We start from the raw sequence: 15,519 nt of genomic DNA on the forward strand, positions 1-15,519 counted from the left end.
TTACAATTCAAAAAACACAATCAAATCCCACGTGAGTTAAACTTCGGTTTAAGTATCTGCATTTTTAATGTCTGTATTGTTTCGCAACCTTGCGTGGGTATTTATAAATCTATATTATGCGAAACAATACAGAAGCAACAGCAGTTCTACCAAACGGGGTTTTTACTTTATTAAGTAAAACCCATCAGTTAACAAATCAACCAAAAATCACAGAACATTTACACGATTTTTATTCGTGCAATAATATGTTATCGATTTTAAACACATTAACCGAAGCCCATAGTGCTTTGTTAGAAGTGAATGATACTGAACTCAGTAAGACCCACGACGACAATATTCACAAGCTCGTTAATTTCGTGTCTGTTTTAACTCATTTTCAAATCTTAAAAAGCTAATGTTATGGATTTGAATAAATTAATAAAGATAAATAGGGCAATAAACGAGATAAACGAAAATATTCTTTTAAAAGAATATCAGAAACAAGAAGAGTTAATCAAGTTAAAACACGAATTGAATCAAATAAAAAATCCGCAACCAATTATTCCAATACCAATAATGAGCAATTCTTTATTCTCGTTAAATTAAAATCAAAACCACTCAAACCGAGTGGTTTTTTTATGTCCTTTTTTTAGATGCAATGTTTCTCCATCTTGCCTATATGTTAGCCGAAAATATATATTTAAAAGATGTGTTACAGCAAATGAAAACCCCCGATAAAGATGGGCAAGCTGTTCCTTTTTCTATTAAAGTACGTACGCTTAACAGATATTCTAAAAAAGGTGGTAAGTTAAATTCATATACCGAAGCTCGTTTGGTAATGAAAGAAAAACAAGAGCGTATAACCTCGGTTGAAGCATTAAGAGCAATGCAACCAAAAGTTTTAAAAGAACGCAAAAATCCGCATCATTTTCAGAACAAAACAAGAAACATACGGCTGCCAAATGGCGAGCGAAAAAAAATACACATTCGGTTTATAATCGAGTTTAACAATAAAAAAGTAATCTATTAATGGGTAAATTTATAAGTCACGGCGATGTAGCTTTCGGAGTAGGCTCTAAGGCTATGTTTTCTTTTGGTAGCGATACCAAGTCAAAGCACACCGTTGTAAATCCAAATACCAAAAACACCAAGGCATTTGTTCCTTGGGGAGTCGACAATAAATACCCAGATAATTTTTTACAAGCATTACGATTAAATGGATCAGGTAGTGCAGGGTTACGCTTCTTAAAATCTACCCATTATGGGCAAGGCTTTTATTTATATAAAAATGAAGTTGATGATAACGATAAATTAAAAAAGAAAATAATCACCTTAAAAGATGCAGGTAAAGAAATACAAGTCTTTTTTAAACGCAACCGATTAGAGCGATTTTGGAACGAGCATATTGCCGATTTAGAAACTTTTTATCTATCGCAACCCGAATTTATTTTATCTAAAGATTATAATAAAATATACAGCACTCGTAGGTTACAAGCATCTAAATGCAGATACCAACCAATAAATCCAAAAACAGGATTAATAGAAAATATTTACTACTGCCATAATTGGGAAGCGAATACTGATGTTACAAGTGAGTTTGTAGAAAAAATACCAGTAATAGACTCTTATTGGTCTGCCGATCAAATAAAAGAATACTGTAAAAAGAAAAAAATTCACAAATTTGTGATGCCTACTTTTTATCCGTTAATGAATGAAACCTATTATCCAGAAGCCGATTGGCATGCGGTGTATCATAATGGTTGGATGGACGTTGCAAACTCAATACCAGAGTTTAAAAAAGCATTGTTTACCAATCAAATTAACGTAAAATATATCGTTCACATATCCGAAGAATATTTTAAAAGAACCTATGGTTCAGATTGGTTAGAATACACACCAGAAAAACGCAAGGAAATTAGAGATCAGTTAACAAATGCTATTGATAGCCATTTGTCTGGGAATAAAAACGCTGGTAAATCTATCCAATCTGTAACCTATTTAGATCAAAACCAAAATTGGGTGAAAGGTATCGAGGTCGAAGCTGTAGATAATAAATTAAAAGACGGTGCCTACTTACCAGAAGCCTCTGCAGCCAATTCCGAAATTATGTTTGCATTAGGTGTAGATCCATCTTTATTAGGTGCAGGAATACCTGGTGGAAAAATGAACACAGGTTCAGGTTCCGATAAGCGAGAAGCATTTTCAATACTAACCTCATTATTTAAAAGCAAAAGAGAAATCAGTTTATATCCGTGGCAATTTATAAGAGATTATAATGGTTGGGATGAAGATTTAGAAGGTGGTTTTGGCAATATAGAATTAACAACGTTGGATAAAAACCCAACAGGAACTCAAAATATTTTATAAATGACAACACTTTTAAAAACAATCGATGATGTTAAAAAATACGTTTCCGTTAATAAAAATATTAAGTGGGAATCTTTAGAGCCTTACGTAAAACAAGCCGACAGAAAGTATATTAAAAATTTAGTAGGCGATATAATTTACAACGATTACGCCACTACAATACCAACCGATATAGTTGAAGCTAAAGTATTTGAATTATTAAGAGAAGCATCTGCAAACTTAGCGTGGTTTATATACCTACCATTGGCTAACGTACAAGTTTCAGATAGTGGTATTGCTGTAGTAAATAGCAACAACTCTAAGGCTGCCGAATGGTGGCAAATAAGAGATTTAAGACGATCGCTTTTAGATGCAGGTTTGCAAGCAATAGATGAAGCCTTAAAAATAATGGAAGCCAACACCAATACTTTTATTACTTGGACGGCCACAGAAAGCTACACCATATTTAACGAGTTGTTTGTAAATCAAACAGAAACATTTAACAGGTGGTTTGGTATTGCTAACAGCCGTCAAACATTTTTAGCCTTACGCCATTATATGTTAGAAACCCACCACCAATACTTTGCTAATGTTTTAAATGCAGCTACAATAGCTACAGTTAAAACAGCTGCAGATACTACAACAAAACAAGTGTTAGAGTTTTTGCAAGCCAGCCAAGTACATTATACCGTTGCAAAAGCGGTAGAAAGTGGTGCTTTTTTATTAACAGCATCAGGTATGTACAAGCAGTTTGATGAATTACCGGGTTACAAAACAAATCCGTTAACAGAAGTGCAATTATCTAATTTAAAACAAGAACGCATTGTTGCTGCCGAAGAATACTTTAAAAAAGCAATTAATTTAATAAACGCTAACCCTGTTTTATTTACTAATTATCAGCCAAAGTTAGTAGGCACAGTAGTTAGTTTTAAAAATACAAAAAGCACATTTAGTTTATAAAAATAATAGGTATGGCAGCAGATAGATTAAATGATTTAACAAAAAATAAAACCAATATTCGCCCTGTAGTTGATAGAAGCACAGAGGTTACAGCCGAAGATTTTGAAGATATTGGTAGAGTTACCGAAAACCATGCAACTATTTTAGATAGTTTAACAGGTGCAGCATCACCAAATAAAAACTTTGGCGTATATACGTCTTTATCTTTATTAGAAGCGGCACACCCTGATGGCGAGCCAAACTCGTATGCAATTATAGATTTAGGCTCTGGCACTACACCACAAATAGCAATTTGGAATGATACTACCAATCAGTGGGTAATAGGTACTGCAAACGAATATGTTATTTACGTAGCAAGTTTTTCAGCCTTACCAGCTCCTGGAGTATCAAATAAAATATACATCACCTTAAATGATTTTAAATCATATATATGGCAAAACAGTAGGTATAATATTTTAAATACCCCACCTGCACCATCCATACCAATAAAAACACGCCAATACCAATTACACAAACACTTAAACAACAACGATCCTACCAAGCTATCAACCCGTCAAAACAACGATATCGTTTACAACGTGCAATGGAGTGCAACGGAGGTTTGGCAAATGGCAATGTGTGTAGATGCAACAAAAAGTGCTGATGATAAAACAGCCTGGAATGTGATTAACCCAATAGAAGATATATCATTAATTTAAAACAAATATATGTCAACATTAACAGAAAGAGTAGCTGCTTTAGAAGCGCAAATTCAACCGCACAAAATTACGCTTACACACGCAGATAATCCAAATTTAACTGCTATTATCGAGCTTAAAGAAACAGGCGATGTAGTTGTAAAGTACAACACAACAACATCAACCGAAACACCATTTTTAACATTTGAAAAAGAATAAATTATGAAACAAAAAATAACAATTTTAGCATTACTATTTACGATTTTAACATTTGCGCAAACCACTGTGCATAACACCAAGGTTAAACTTAAAAATGTAAATACAGGAGTTGTATCAGATAGTTTACTGGTTATAGCCCCAAACGATGAAATTCGCAAAATTCCGAGGTCGGTTTTTTTGCAGGGCGTAGAAGTAGATTTAAGCGATTATTACACCCAAACCGAAATTAGTAATTTATTAGGCAACTACGCTATTGGCGACCACACAGTTGATACCAATACGCAATTATCAGAAACGCAAGTAGATGCTTTTACCGCTAATAACGGCTACCTAACAAGTTTGCCAAGTAATATTAACGCTGATAAAATTGCTGACGGTTCTGTTTCCAATGATGAGTTTCAGTATATTAATTCTCTTACTTCTAACGCTCAATCGCAATTAAACACTAATTCTGACAACATTAATTTATTGGACGAAGCTACTATTGCACGTAAAAATGAAAATAATAATTTTACTGAAAAACAAAGAATAGTTGCAAAATCTAATGAAGATAACGTATCTGTATTTAGTGACGCACACCTTAAACTAAAAGCAAACTCCACTCCAACTAATAATATTGGGATAACATCAATAGCATTATCAACAAGTAGTGCGGAAAATTATGGTATAACATTAAATGGTGCAAGAAAAGGAACTACTGGCGCACCATCATTTTCAATTAGAACACATAATAATGAAGATGTTGGTATTGAAAGATTTGTGATTAATACTAATGGTGATTTTGATTTTAAAGATGGGGACTTAAAAACAAACGGTTCATTAACAGGTACTGAATTTAAAACTACAAACTGGACGTTTAAACAAGTAGGTAATAACATAGAACTGCAATTTAACGGAGCTACTAAAATGAGGTTTAAAAGCGACGGAACTATTGAGGCAACAGATTTTAAAATAGGCCTATAAGATGAAGAAATTACTATTAATACTAATAATTCATATTTCGGCATTTGCACAAGTGCCGAATACAAACACGTTTAAACAAAGCGATGTAGAAGCTGAGATAGGCGGAAATTATAAACTACTATCAGAGTTGTTTACGAACTCAATAGATGGAGGCTTTGATGCGACCTACAAAGGCAATAAAGACAGATTATCTAACTTTAGAAATTATAGTCACGCCACTATTGGTACACTAGAATTTAGCACGACAAGCACGTCTACTTTCAATTTAACGTCAATAATTAAAACAGGATTTACAAGTTTTGATTATGTTGTTACAGGCGGTTTAACAACGTCAGGAACAGGTACGAGTATTGATTTTAGCGCAAATACTGGAACGGCTAATGTAGTTGTTAGTTTTTTTCCTAGTAGTGAGTTTGATCGGTTAGAGATTACGAATAAAAACATATCATCATTAGACGTAACGAACAGTGTTAATTTAACTCTTTTAGCCTGCCAATTTAACGACTTAACAGCATTAGACGTAACCAACAATGTTAATTTAACTTATTTAAACTTACAACTAAACAACTTAACATCATTAGACGTAACGAACAATGTTAATTTAACTCATTTAGACTTAAAGTCAAACGGTATATCATCATTAGACGTAACGAACAATGTTAATTTAACTCTTTTAGCCTGCCAATTTAACGACTTAACAGCAACGGCAAGCGATAACATTGCAATAGCTTTAGATAATCACGGAAATTTAAACGGGATATTACATATTGACAATAATTTCACGGCAGTAAGTGCATCAGCTAGAGCGAATTTATCTGCAAAAGGTTGGTCAATAACACTGTATTAAAATGTTAGAAAGAATTATAAACTATCAGCAGCATATAACGCCAAAAAGAAAGTGGTTAATTGTGTTTTATTTTACGGTAATACTACTTTTTTCTACAGCAATATTTGGTGCTTTAGGCTTTGTTTTAGCAGCTTTATTTTGCTTTTTAAACCATAAGTTAAACCTAACGCCAGCCACCGATAAACTAGCACACTTTTTTTGGGGTTCTATTTATTCTTTACCGGGTATCTTGATAGACAGCTTACTAAACATAAACTTTTTTGTATTGCTTTTTCCTGCAATGCCCGCATCGTATAAAGAAATAAAAGATTATTGTGGCGATGGAACTCCAGAAATAATGGATTTTATTTTTACAATAGCAACAGGATTAACTTTTTTAATAATTAATTTAAAATGAATTTAATAAATCAAATATTAGGCGATCAGCCATTTGCAGTTTGGTTAGCGGGTATCTTATGGTCGTTTATAGGTATAATGGCAGTAAAACTCTATTATTTAAAACCGCAAACAAAATTTAATCTAACCTATTGGTTAAACGATAATTTGCTAGATGTTTTAAAAGGCTTGTTTTGGGCGTTAATTATATTAAGATTAAGCGATTACGGAGTTAATTTATTAAGAGCTAAAACCGAATTAAACCTACCAGAAACACCCGATTTTGTTATTTATATGATAATTATAAGCGGAATCATACAAGTACGGTTGCATGGTAAACGCAAACCAATAAGCAAATCGTATAAAGAGCATATACAATAAAAACCCCCTTTAATTCCCTTAATAAATGAATATTGAAGTTACCGAAATTGGCGACTATTTAGTAAAAATAATAGGAGGAGCAGTGCCTTTTTTATTTTTGGTTTACAAGTATAGAACAGACCGTAAAGATAAATTACAGCTTCGCCAAATTTCGGAACTAAAGGAACAAAAGAACGCGCATCAGTTTAATAAAAATCTGTTATCTAATTTAATGAAACTAAGGCTGTATAGCAATTTAGAAATTATTAAAAATAGAATCTTCAAAAAAACGAGAGTAAACCGATTTATAATTTTTGTAGCAATAAACGGAACAACACAACCGAGAAGGGTTTTTGCATTATATGGCGATAAATCAGATAATCCTGATATCGAAAGGGAATTTAAATCTGTAGAAATTGACGATACGTATCGTTCGATGCTTAAAAAGTTTGAGCAAAGAGGGTCTATGTTAATTGATGTTTTTCGCATGCCAAAAGGAATGTTACGTAACATATATTTTAATGAAGAATGCAGTTATAGTTATGGTGTTTTTTTAAAGCGTTATTCATTAGATGAAAATAATGATGCATTAGTTTACGCATCGTTAGTTACAGATCACCCTGATATTTATCCGCCAACAGAGTTAACGCAATTAGATATAGAAGTAAGTAGTAATATTAAGCCATTAATTGAACAAATAATAAATAATGCACCAACCATTACATAAAATAATTGATAGAGGAAACGACCCAACAGGCTTTGGGCATTTCGGAGCAAAACGAGGTTTTGATAAAAATGGAAACCCAAAATTTCATAGAGGTCACGATATAATTTCCGTACCTGGTGAAAGTGTTGTTTCAATGATTAGTGGAACTGTTACAAAAGTAGGTTATATGTACAATAGTTCTAAGGCAAAACATTTGCGATACGTAGAAGTAACGAATGCTGTTTTTAGAATTAGATTATCATATTTAGAACATTCTGTTTTAGAGGGTGATATTGTTTGCTTTGGAGATAGAGTTGGTTACGCTGAAAATGTAGCTGCTTATCACAACGTTAAGAAAAAGAAGTATCAAGCAAAAATGATAAACCATATTCATATAGAGATATACAAAAATGGTGTTTTAGTAGATCCTAAACCTTATTTAAAATGAAAAACACAATACAAATAGCCCTTATAATTCTGTTATCGGTATTGCTATTTAATCAGTGCAGACAAACTGCGCAGTTTAAAACTACGCTAAATAACAACGAGTTAGCAAAATTAGATACAATTGAGTATTATATTAATGCAATTGGTTTAGAAGTAGCAGAAAAACACACCTACAAAGGTACATCAGAAGATTTGCAGCGATATTTAGAACTGCAAAAAAAGGAATCTTCACAGTTTAAAGAAGCATCCAAAAAATGGGAAAAACTATACAATGCAATGCAAATAAAATTACAGTTTGTGTTAGATAGTATTGATGTTCCTTTTAATATTCCGGTACCTTATAATTTTGAGAGAACATTTGAGAAACTTACTAAAGACTTTTCAATAAAAGGAATCGTAAACCAAAATGGTTTAAGTATCGATTTCAGAGCTAGAGCAACTATAACTCCGTTTACAGGATTAAAACCAACAGGTTTCTTTGAGAACCAACTGCAAACAGAAATAACAAGCTCAACAAATCACTTACGAATAACCGATTTTGATTCGTTTCATTTTGTAGAGAAGAAAAAAAGATGGAGTTTAAATTCTTCAATTTTTGTAAATACAAAAGGCGAAATTAATTTAGGCTTGGGTTTGGGTTATAATTGGTGGTCTTTTTAAATTAAATATCTCTAAAAATCCAAAAACCACTCAAAACGAGTGGTTTTTTTATGTCCTTTTTTCAACAGTATTATTGTGCCAAATTGCTATAAATTAAGGTAAAATGAGTGGTGAAAATTCAATTTTAAATTATGAAGATTTAGAAAAAAAGGCAGGGCAAAAAGCTGCCAGAACTTTACAGCGTAATTTTAAAAATATTTTAAGCACCGCAACTGTAAAACAATCTGGCACACTTCTTAAAAATTCACATGTAAAAGCACAAATGAAATTTGGCGAACTAGATTCATTAACAATACACACCACTTCTGTAGGAATGAAATTAAACTATGGTTTTGAGGGTATAAAAGCCAACGGAATAGCAATGTCTTTAAAACCACTAAATAACATACAAACCTTATTTGATAAATCACAAGCAACTATAGAAAAACTCGCACAAGAACTTGCCGAAATTAAAGGGCATGAAGTAGCCACAAAAATAATTAGTTAATGAGCAAGCCAGTTACACAACGTATAAAACTTTACATAAATGGTAAAGAGATAGATAATACTTTAACCAGTATTCGTAAAAACTTAATAAAATACCGTAACGCTGCCAACAAAGCAACCGAAGGTACCGAAGATTGGAAAAAATACAACAAAGCCGTTGCCGAGTTAGAAACCGAGTACGACAATGCACGTAACGCCCAAAAAGCCTTTAGGCAAGACACTAAGCTTACAACCGCAGGTATTTCTGAAGGGCAAAAAGAACTTGCTAATTTTTCTAGTAGTTTTTCAACTTTATTTTCAGGGTTAAAACAAGGAGATTTTTTACAAATACAAGATGGTTTTACAGGGGTTAAAACAGGTATAAAAGGCGCAATAAAAGCGGGTTTAGCTTTTATTGCTACACCAATTGGTGCTGCAATAGCTGTGTTGGCAGGTATTGGTTTAGCTACAAAAGAATGGTTTAATTATAATGAAGCAGCTGCAGAAGCAAATAAAACCACTGCAGAGATAACACAACTAACAGGAAATCAGTTAGATTATGCTCGTGTGCGTGCAGAAGCACTTTCTAAAAGTTTTGAAAACACTTCTTTTACTAAAAACCTTGAAACTGCAAAGAAATTAGTAGTTCAATTCGGTGTTTCTTATGCCGAAGCTTTTGATATTATTGAAGATGGTTTGGTTAGAGGGCAATCTAAAAATCAGGAGTATTTTGATTCATTAAATGAATACGGAGTATTCTTTAACAAAGCTGGGTTTTCTGCAAAAGAATTTAAAGATATAATATCTACTGGTTATAATCTTGGTATTTATAAAGACAAATTACCAGACGCTTTAAAAGAGGCAGATTTAGCAATAAAAGAACAAACAAAAACCACTAAAGACGCATTGGTTAATGCGTTTGGTATCGCTTTTACTGAGGATTTACTTAAAAAAGTAAGAACAGGAGAAGTAACAACCAAACAAGCATTACAAAGTATAGCTAAAGAGTCTGATAAAACAGGAATTAACGTACAGCAAAACGCACAGTTAACCGCAGATTTATTCAAAGGAGCAGGAGAAGATGCTGGAGGTTTTAAAACAGTTATGCAAGCCGTTAACACGGCTCTATCTGAACAAACAAAACCTTTAACCGATGTTCAAAAAGAAACAAAAAGACTTACAGATGCGCATAAAGAAATGAAGTTTGCTCAAGACAATGCGTTAAAATCTGATAGTTATTACAAGTTTGCTAATGATATTAGTGTTGTTTGGGCAAAAACAAAAACATTTTTTTACAATTTTATTGGTGCTTTAGTTTATAAATTTCAATTACTTCAATTAGGTATAGAAGTGGCAATAAGTAATATTAAAATTACATTAACATCGCTTCCTCTTAAATTTATTAAAATAAAAGATGCAATTGTAAATACTTCAAAAGGTATATTTAAAGCCTTTTCTCATTTAGGTGATGCTTTTAATAATCTTAAATCTTTAAATTTTTCCGCAGCTAAACAAAATTTTTCAGATTTCACATCTGATGTAAAATCATCTACTTCTGCGGCTTTTAAAGAAGTTGATAATCTCGGTAACACTATAGATACTTTAAAGAAGAAAGCTGCTGGTAAAATTGTTACAGAATTTTTTAATAGTCAAAATTCAGCAAAGGAAGCTAATGAGATTGTAAACACACCAACAGCCGATACTCCAACAGGCGATACCCCAAAAGGTGATGGAGAAATGACTGCCGAAGACAAAAAAATAATAGCTTCTAAACAAAAATTAAAAGAATGGCTAGATCAGTGGGAAGCTGATACTAAGTTTCAAAAGGAAATTAAAGATATTGAAGAAGACTTACAGAAACAGGCAATTGAAGAAGAAGAATTAAATAATAAATATGCCAAACTAGAGCTAGAAGCTGCTGGAGAAACAGAACTATTAAAGAGGTTAGAAAACGCAAAGCAAGCCGATTTACAAGCAATAAAAGATAAATGGGCTAAAGTAGCTTTAGCTAAACTAGATTTAAAAGCAAAGAAAGAAGAAGAGCTAGAAAAGAAAAAAACAGCAGCGCAAAAGAAATCTGCTGAAGCTGAAAAGCTACTTCAAAAACAACGTGTTGCTGGATATGCTAATATGTTTGGAGGTATCGCTCAGTTATTGGGTAAAAATACCGCAGCAGGTAAAGCGGCGGCAACAGCTCAAGCAACAATAAATACATATCAAGGTGTTTCAGAAGTTTGGTCAGCAAAATCGGTATTACCAGAGCCTTTTGCTACAGCCTCAAAGGTTGTAAGTACAGGTGTAGTTTTAGCTAGTGGTTTACAAACCGTAAAGCAAATTAATGCAACTAAAACACCTTCTTTAGACAAAGGTGGTTATACATTCGGTGGTTCTTATACTGGTGGTATGGATGGTATTGGTGGGCAATTAGCAATGATTCACCCAGATGAATACATGATACCAAAACCAGTAATGCAAATGCCAGAAACACCACGAATAGTAGAATATTTAGAGGCAAAAAGAACCGGTAAGCCAATAGCTTCTTTGGCAGAAGGTGGCGCAACAACCGAATTGCCTTTACCAGAAGAAACCACCACGCAACCAACAAGTATTTTTTTAATAAATGTTTTAGAGAAATTGTTAGAAGAAATACAAGGCGGTTTTGTATTAAACTACACCATAGATGATGAACGAAAACGAAGGGCTTTAGCCAAAAAATTAGACGATACTATTAACGCTTCAAAAAATTAAAAAATGTCAACATTTACACCAAGTACGTTTCATTTTCAATATAAAAAATATGTTACACCGTTAGAAACAATTCATTTTGTTTATAATCATGATATTTTACAGCATCCAGCATTCATGGTATATGATATTCGTTTTGATAATATTGCTCCCTGGTTAGAGGTTTTAAACTTAACTCATAATAAGACATCAAATAACCTAGGTGAATCAATAGAGTTTGATATTAGAATTAAAGAACATTATATAAACTCGATGTCTCCCGGAGATTACAAAGCAGAATTAAATTTAACCTTTACGTATTTAGATATTTTTAATTTAGATGTTAACTGGTTCGTCAATAACTTTACTAAATCAAAACCTTCAGCTCTATTATCTTTAACAATAATAGATTCTACTTTGTTAGAGATAACACCGACTAATTTATTATTTAATTATACTATTGGCGAAACGTTACCTGCTAATAAAATAGCACAAATAGCAGCTGAAAATAATTGGTCGGTTAACGCTGCGCAATCATGGGTTACATTGTCAGCAACTAATGGAGTAGGTAATAGTAGTTTGGTAATAGGAGTAGATCCTAGTAGTTTAACTGTTGGTACCTACGAATCGCAGGTGTTTATTACAGACGGTAGAGGGCAAGAAACTATTATAGTAACTCTTGTTATTGATGAAGGAGATACACCTACTAGTTTTTTATATGTAAACCCACGAAATTTAGAGTTTGTATCAGAGTTAAATGAGGTTAACAATAAAGAATTTAATTTAAATTTAGAAACTTCAACCAATTGGTCTACAGTTATATCTCAACCATGGCTTTCTTTATCTGCCACAAGCGGTATTAGTGGTGTTCATAATTTGCAAATAAGTGTAAATTCGGTTGATTTATCTGTAGGCGTTTATACAGGTTTTGTAGAATTTAGGGCAAACGATATTATAAAAAAAGTATATGTTTCTTTAAAAGTTGTTGTTTTTTTAGAAACTGGTATTACTAGTGAAACCTTATATTTTGCCGAAGATTTAAATGAGTTACAAGTTACTAATGTAGCCGATAATACATTTTTAGTATTAGATTTTATTACAGCAACGGCTACTAATAATTTACCGTATCAAAAAGAAGCCCCATTTTATAAAGGTGTTGCTGCTGTTTTAATAGGTAATGAAACGCCTGATTTATTACAATCAACCAATCCTACCGATGTTTTTACAAGCCGAATTATAAACAATATTGCACCTTTAAATATTTCTTTTACATCAGCAATAGAAAACAAAATATCTGGCGCAATTACACCATTAGGGCAATATAGCAATGTTCGTTTTTTAAATGGCCACACACCAACTATTCAAAATAAGTTGTGCTATACACCAAATACTATTTATGTAACAAATAAGGCAGTTTTATCGCTTTCTATATTATCACTTTCGTTGCCAGATGCAATAGAAATAACTGGCGATGCTACTGCAACAATTAGCGCTGCCATTGCAAGTAATTTATATGTTTACAATGCTATTATAAACATAGCTTCTTTAAATCTCGTAACAGGTAATACGATAGCTATAAACTTCGGTAACATTATAACCAATGTAATTGTAAAAGAACCTGCATTAGAGCATACCTTGTTGGCTTTTGAAAATGAATGGAATAATTTTGAAATATTTGAATGTACAGGCTTTTTTACAGAAACTATTGATGTAAAAAAACAAACAAACGCTGTACAGGTAGCAAATAAAGAGCACACAAAAATAACAAAGTTATCTGTTGGCTATATATACACTGTTAACACTGGTAATATGTACTCTCAGCAAGAAAAAGAGTGGTTATCAGAATTTTTAAAATCTAAAAAAACCTTTATTTTTTTAAAAGGTGTTTGGGTAGCAATAATAATGACTACCAAAACATTAGAAATTTATAAGACCAGAGAACATGATAAATCTTATGATTTAAAATTTACAAAAGCCATCGTATGATAAAATTTCAAACACTTAATTTTGAGTTAGATTTAACCAATAAAGGCATTTCTTTACAAGAAAATAGCAATTATTTTTCAGATAGTATTTCTAAATCATTCTCAATGCCTTTTAGCATTTCATTAACTGGCGAAGTAGCTGAGAAATTAGGCTTGGTAAATATTAATAATGTTAGTTCTTATACCAATAAAATATATGGTAATGTTATTGTAGATAATAGCTTTTACGAAGGCTATATTTCTATTAATGAAATAGAAGATACTATTGCCGAACTAACCTTATTTTACGGTAAAGAAGTTTTAGCCGTTTTTGATAAGAAATTAATTCAGTTACCATTTCCTGTTGTTTTGGCACAAGGTGGCTTGCCTACTTTTGCTAAAAATCAATTAACAAAGCAATGGCCAACCGCTACACATAATTTCGTTAAAATATTTAGGCCTAAACTAAAAGAAGAAACTAATTACGAGGCTTTTGATAATTATTTAAACAACTATCAGTTTAACGCTACTACTTCACAATGGGAGTTTCCTACCAATAGTATAGAAAATATAGAGGGAGTAAACACTGCTTTAAATAAAAATGTAATGTGCCCAATGCCTTATTTACTAGAGGTTTTACGTGTAGGTTTTGCATCTGAAGGTTTAGAAATGCGCGGTGATTTTGTAAACAATAAATTAAATAAAAAGTTGTTATTAGTGCCTAAGTTATTTTTTCAGCAGTATTCAGCATCGCAATTTTCTGATTATAGTTTTTCAGACTTTACATTTCAAGAAACAATTAAAGGTAATACAGTAAATGTTTATAAACGAACGCATACGCCAACTGATATTGGCTCTTTTACTTTAAAAATGCGTTTAAATATGTCTAGCGCAATTGCACAATATTTTCATTTAAAAGTAAAACAGAATGGCGTGGTTTTGTACGAAGCAAAGTCAACAGGTAAACAAGTAATTATAAACGAAACTTTAGATATTAACATCGTAAATACTACTATATTTTATGATATTGAGGTAGAACTGCGTTTGTCTTATCAAAATTTATCTATCGCCCCTTATAATAATTTTAAATATGAGTATAAAGAAGGGCAATTAAATATATTTCCTACTACCTATTCATTAGCCGATTATTTGCCAAATATTACTTTTAGAGAGTTGGTAAATAGGGTTAAAAACTGGCAAAATTTAAGGTTTGATTATACTGATAATGCCGTTTATATTAATTATTTAGAAAACATTACAGATGATTTAATTTATGTAGATAAATCTCATTTAGAAGATCCTGATAAAAAACGAACATTAAGCAAACAAAATTTATTTGTTTTAAAATACTCAGGTAAAGATGATAATGAGATTATGGTTGATAAAACTGGGCAAATTTATGATAAAACCGATTTTGTTGATGCCGAAACCGAAGAGTTAACTTTAAATGTAACACCATTAGAGGTAAAAGAAAATTTAGGAATTGTTACAGGTGTTTACCCAGAAGAAGAAACCGATATAATGCTAACTTTATATGATGGTTTAATAGCTGATGAGCCTTTATCTGTAGATAATATTGATAATGTTAAGTTAAGTGTTCAGGATATATTTTTAAATTTTTGGCAAAAATGGTTAAAATTCAGAGCCAATTCAGAAACTTATAAAGACACTTTTACCTTAGCGGTATCAGAACTATTAAATATTAAGCAAGGTGTTTTTAAGTACAATAAAAAGCACTTAATAAAATCGATTCGTAAAAGAAGAATATCAAAGAATTTGTGGGAAGTAAATACAGAATCAGAAACTTTTTAAGAGGTTTCTGATTCT

Annotated in this window: 18 protein-coding genes; all 18 read left to right on the forward strand. The window is 32.0% G+C overall.

Features of this window, described 5'->3' with window-relative positions:
* The first annotated feature begins 116 nt into the window (after positions 1 to 116).
* The 18 genes from AC28QF_RS13230 to AC28QF_RS13315 all read left to right on the forward strand — a co-directional run bounded on the left by AC28QF_RS13230 (position 117) and on the right by AC28QF_RS13315 (position 15,504).
* A complete protein-coding gene (locus AC28QF_RS13230; protein ID WP_488202297.1) occupies positions 117 to 395 on the forward strand; it encodes a hypothetical protein in 279 nt (92 codons plus the stop codon).
* A gap of 4 nt (positions 396 to 399) precedes the next feature.
* Positions 400 to 585, forward strand: a complete 186-nt coding sequence (locus AC28QF_RS13235) for a hypothetical protein (RefSeq protein ID WP_488202296.1) — start codon at positions 400 to 402, stop codon at positions 583 to 585.
* Between the two features lie 115 nt (positions 586 to 700).
* Positions 701 to 1,009, forward strand: coding sequence for a hypothetical protein (locus AC28QF_RS13240; protein ID WP_488202295.1), 309 nt, complete (start codon positions 701 to 703; stop codon positions 1,007 to 1,009).
* Positions 1,009 to 2,346 carry a hypothetical protein gene (locus AC28QF_RS13245; protein WP_488202294.1) on the forward strand — a complete coding sequence of 446 codons (1,338 nt, stop codon included), beginning with the start codon at positions 1,009 to 1,011 and terminating at the stop codon, positions 2,344 to 2,346. The genes AC28QF_RS13240 and AC28QF_RS13245 overlap by 1 nt, the downstream gene beginning before the upstream one ends.
* Entirely contained in the window at positions 2,347 to 3,285 is a 939-nt protein-coding gene (locus AC28QF_RS13250; protein WP_488202293.1) for a DUF6712 family protein, read from the forward strand.
* Positions 3,286 to 3,296: 11 nt separating this feature from the next.
* The gene (locus AC28QF_RS13255; protein ID WP_488202292.1) at positions 3,297 to 3,983 is read left to right on the forward strand and encodes a hypothetical protein; all 687 of its coding nucleotides are present in this window, start codon (positions 3,297 to 3,299) and stop codon (positions 3,981 to 3,983) included.
* A 9-nt stretch (positions 3,984 to 3,992) separates the two neighbouring features.
* Positions 3,993 to 4,181 (forward strand): hypothetical protein, encoded by a 189-nt coding sequence (locus AC28QF_RS13260; RefSeq protein WP_488202291.1) that lies wholly within the window; start codon positions 3,993 to 3,995, stop codon positions 4,179 to 4,181.
* Positions 4,182 to 4,184: 3 nt separating this feature from the next.
* A complete protein-coding gene (locus tag AC28QF_RS13265; RefSeq protein WP_488202290.1) occupies positions 4,185 to 5,144 on the forward strand; it encodes a hypothetical protein in 960 nt (319 codons plus the stop codon).
* A gap of 1 nt (position 5,145) precedes the next feature.
* On the forward strand, positions 5,146 to 5,991 hold the full coding sequence (locus AC28QF_RS13270) for a hypothetical protein (protein ID WP_488202289.1): 846 nt from the start codon (positions 5,146 to 5,148) through the stop codon (positions 5,989 to 5,991).
* Position 5,992: 1 nt separating this feature from the next.
* Entirely contained in the window at positions 5,993 to 6,388 is a 396-nt protein-coding gene (locus tag AC28QF_RS13275; protein ID WP_488202288.1) for a hypothetical protein, read from the forward strand.
* The gene (locus tag AC28QF_RS13280) at positions 6,385 to 6,747 is read left to right on the forward strand and encodes a hypothetical protein (RefSeq protein WP_488202287.1); all 363 of its coding nucleotides are present in this window, start codon (positions 6,385 to 6,387) and stop codon (positions 6,745 to 6,747) included. Before AC28QF_RS13275 ends, AC28QF_RS13280 begins: the two co-directional genes overlap by 4 nt.
* A 25-nt stretch (positions 6,748 to 6,772) precedes the next feature.
* Positions 6,773 to 7,453 (forward strand): hypothetical protein, encoded by a 681-nt coding sequence (locus AC28QF_RS13285; protein WP_488202286.1) that lies wholly within the window; start codon positions 6,773 to 6,775, stop codon positions 7,451 to 7,453.
* Positions 7,434 to 7,880, forward strand: a complete 447-nt coding sequence (locus AC28QF_RS13290) for a peptidoglycan DD-metalloendopeptidase family protein (RefSeq protein WP_488202285.1) — start codon at positions 7,434 to 7,436, stop codon at positions 7,878 to 7,880. Before AC28QF_RS13285 ends, AC28QF_RS13290 begins: the two co-directional genes overlap by 20 nt.
* A complete protein-coding gene (locus tag AC28QF_RS13295) occupies positions 7,877 to 8,539 on the forward strand; it encodes a hypothetical protein (protein ID WP_488202284.1) in 663 nt (220 codons plus the stop codon). Before AC28QF_RS13290 ends, AC28QF_RS13295 begins: the two co-directional genes overlap by 4 nt.
* A 103-nt stretch (positions 8,540 to 8,642) precedes the next feature.
* Entirely contained in the window at positions 8,643 to 9,026 is a 384-nt protein-coding gene (locus AC28QF_RS13300; protein WP_488202283.1) for a hypothetical protein, read from the forward strand.
* The gene (locus AC28QF_RS13305; protein ID WP_488202282.1) at positions 9,026 to 11,752 is read left to right on the forward strand and encodes a phage tail tape measure protein; all 2,727 of its coding nucleotides are present in this window, start codon (positions 9,026 to 9,028) and stop codon (positions 11,750 to 11,752) included. The genes AC28QF_RS13300 and AC28QF_RS13305 overlap by 1 nt, the downstream gene beginning before the upstream one ends.
* A gap of 3 nt (positions 11,753 to 11,755) precedes the next feature.
* Positions 11,756 to 13,714: a BACON domain-containing protein gene (locus tag AC28QF_RS13310; protein WP_488202281.1), complete on the forward strand. Its 1,959-nt coding sequence runs from the start codon at positions 11,756 to 11,758 to the stop codon at positions 13,712 to 13,714.
* A complete protein-coding gene (locus AC28QF_RS13315) occupies positions 13,711 to 15,504 on the forward strand; it encodes a hypothetical protein (protein ID WP_488202280.1) in 1,794 nt (597 codons plus the stop codon). Before AC28QF_RS13310 ends, AC28QF_RS13315 begins: the two co-directional genes overlap by 4 nt.
* Positions 15,505 to 15,519 lie beyond the last annotated feature (15 nt).

The organism is Tenacibaculum sp. M1.3A (assembly GCF_057732375.1).

Coding starts and splice junctions, on each gene's coding strand:
- AC28QF_RS13230 (WP_488202297.1), top strand. CDS start 117: ATGCGAAACAATACAGAAGCAACAGCAGTTCTACCAAACGGGGTTTTT.
- AC28QF_RS13235 (WP_488202296.1), top strand. CDS start 400: ATGGATTTGAATAAATTAATAAAGATAAATAGGGCAATAAACGAGATA.
- AC28QF_RS13240 (WP_488202295.1), top strand. CDS start 701: ATGAAAACCCCCGATAAAGATGGGCAAGCTGTTCCTTTTTCTATTAAA.
- AC28QF_RS13245 (WP_488202294.1), top strand. CDS start 1,009: ATGGGTAAATTTATAAGTCACGGCGATGTAGCTTTCGGAGTAGGCTCT.
- AC28QF_RS13250 (WP_488202293.1), top strand. CDS start 2,347: ATGACAACACTTTTAAAAACAATCGATGATGTTAAAAAATACGTTTCC.
- AC28QF_RS13255 (WP_488202292.1), top strand. CDS start 3,297: ATGGCAGCAGATAGATTAAATGATTTAACAAAAAATAAAACCAATATT.
- AC28QF_RS13260 (WP_488202291.1), top strand. CDS start 3,993: ATGTCAACATTAACAGAAAGAGTAGCTGCTTTAGAAGCGCAAATTCAA.
- AC28QF_RS13265 (WP_488202290.1), top strand. CDS start 4,185: ATGAAACAAAAAATAACAATTTTAGCATTACTATTTACGATTTTAACA.
- AC28QF_RS13270 (WP_488202289.1), top strand. CDS start 5,146: ATGAAGAAATTACTATTAATACTAATAATTCATATTTCGGCATTTGCA.
- AC28QF_RS13275 (WP_488202288.1), top strand. CDS start 5,993: ATGTTAGAAAGAATTATAAACTATCAGCAGCATATAACGCCAAAAAGA.
- AC28QF_RS13280 (WP_488202287.1), top strand. CDS start 6,385: ATGAATTTAATAAATCAAATATTAGGCGATCAGCCATTTGCAGTTTGG.
- AC28QF_RS13285 (WP_488202286.1), top strand. CDS start 6,773: ATGAATATTGAAGTTACCGAAATTGGCGACTATTTAGTAAAAATAATA.
- AC28QF_RS13290 (WP_488202285.1), top strand. CDS start 7,434: ATGCACCAACCATTACATAAAATAATTGATAGAGGAAACGACCCAACA.
- AC28QF_RS13295 (WP_488202284.1), top strand. CDS start 7,877: ATGAAAAACACAATACAAATAGCCCTTATAATTCTGTTATCGGTATTG.
- AC28QF_RS13300 (WP_488202283.1), top strand. CDS start 8,643: ATGAGTGGTGAAAATTCAATTTTAAATTATGAAGATTTAGAAAAAAAG.
- AC28QF_RS13305 (WP_488202282.1), top strand. CDS start 9,026: ATGAGCAAGCCAGTTACACAACGTATAAAACTTTACATAAATGGTAAA.
- AC28QF_RS13310 (WP_488202281.1), top strand. CDS start 11,756: ATGTCAACATTTACACCAAGTACGTTTCATTTTCAATATAAAAAATAT.
- AC28QF_RS13315 (WP_488202280.1), top strand. CDS start 13,711: ATGATAAAATTTCAAACACTTAATTTTGAGTTAGATTTAACCAATAAA.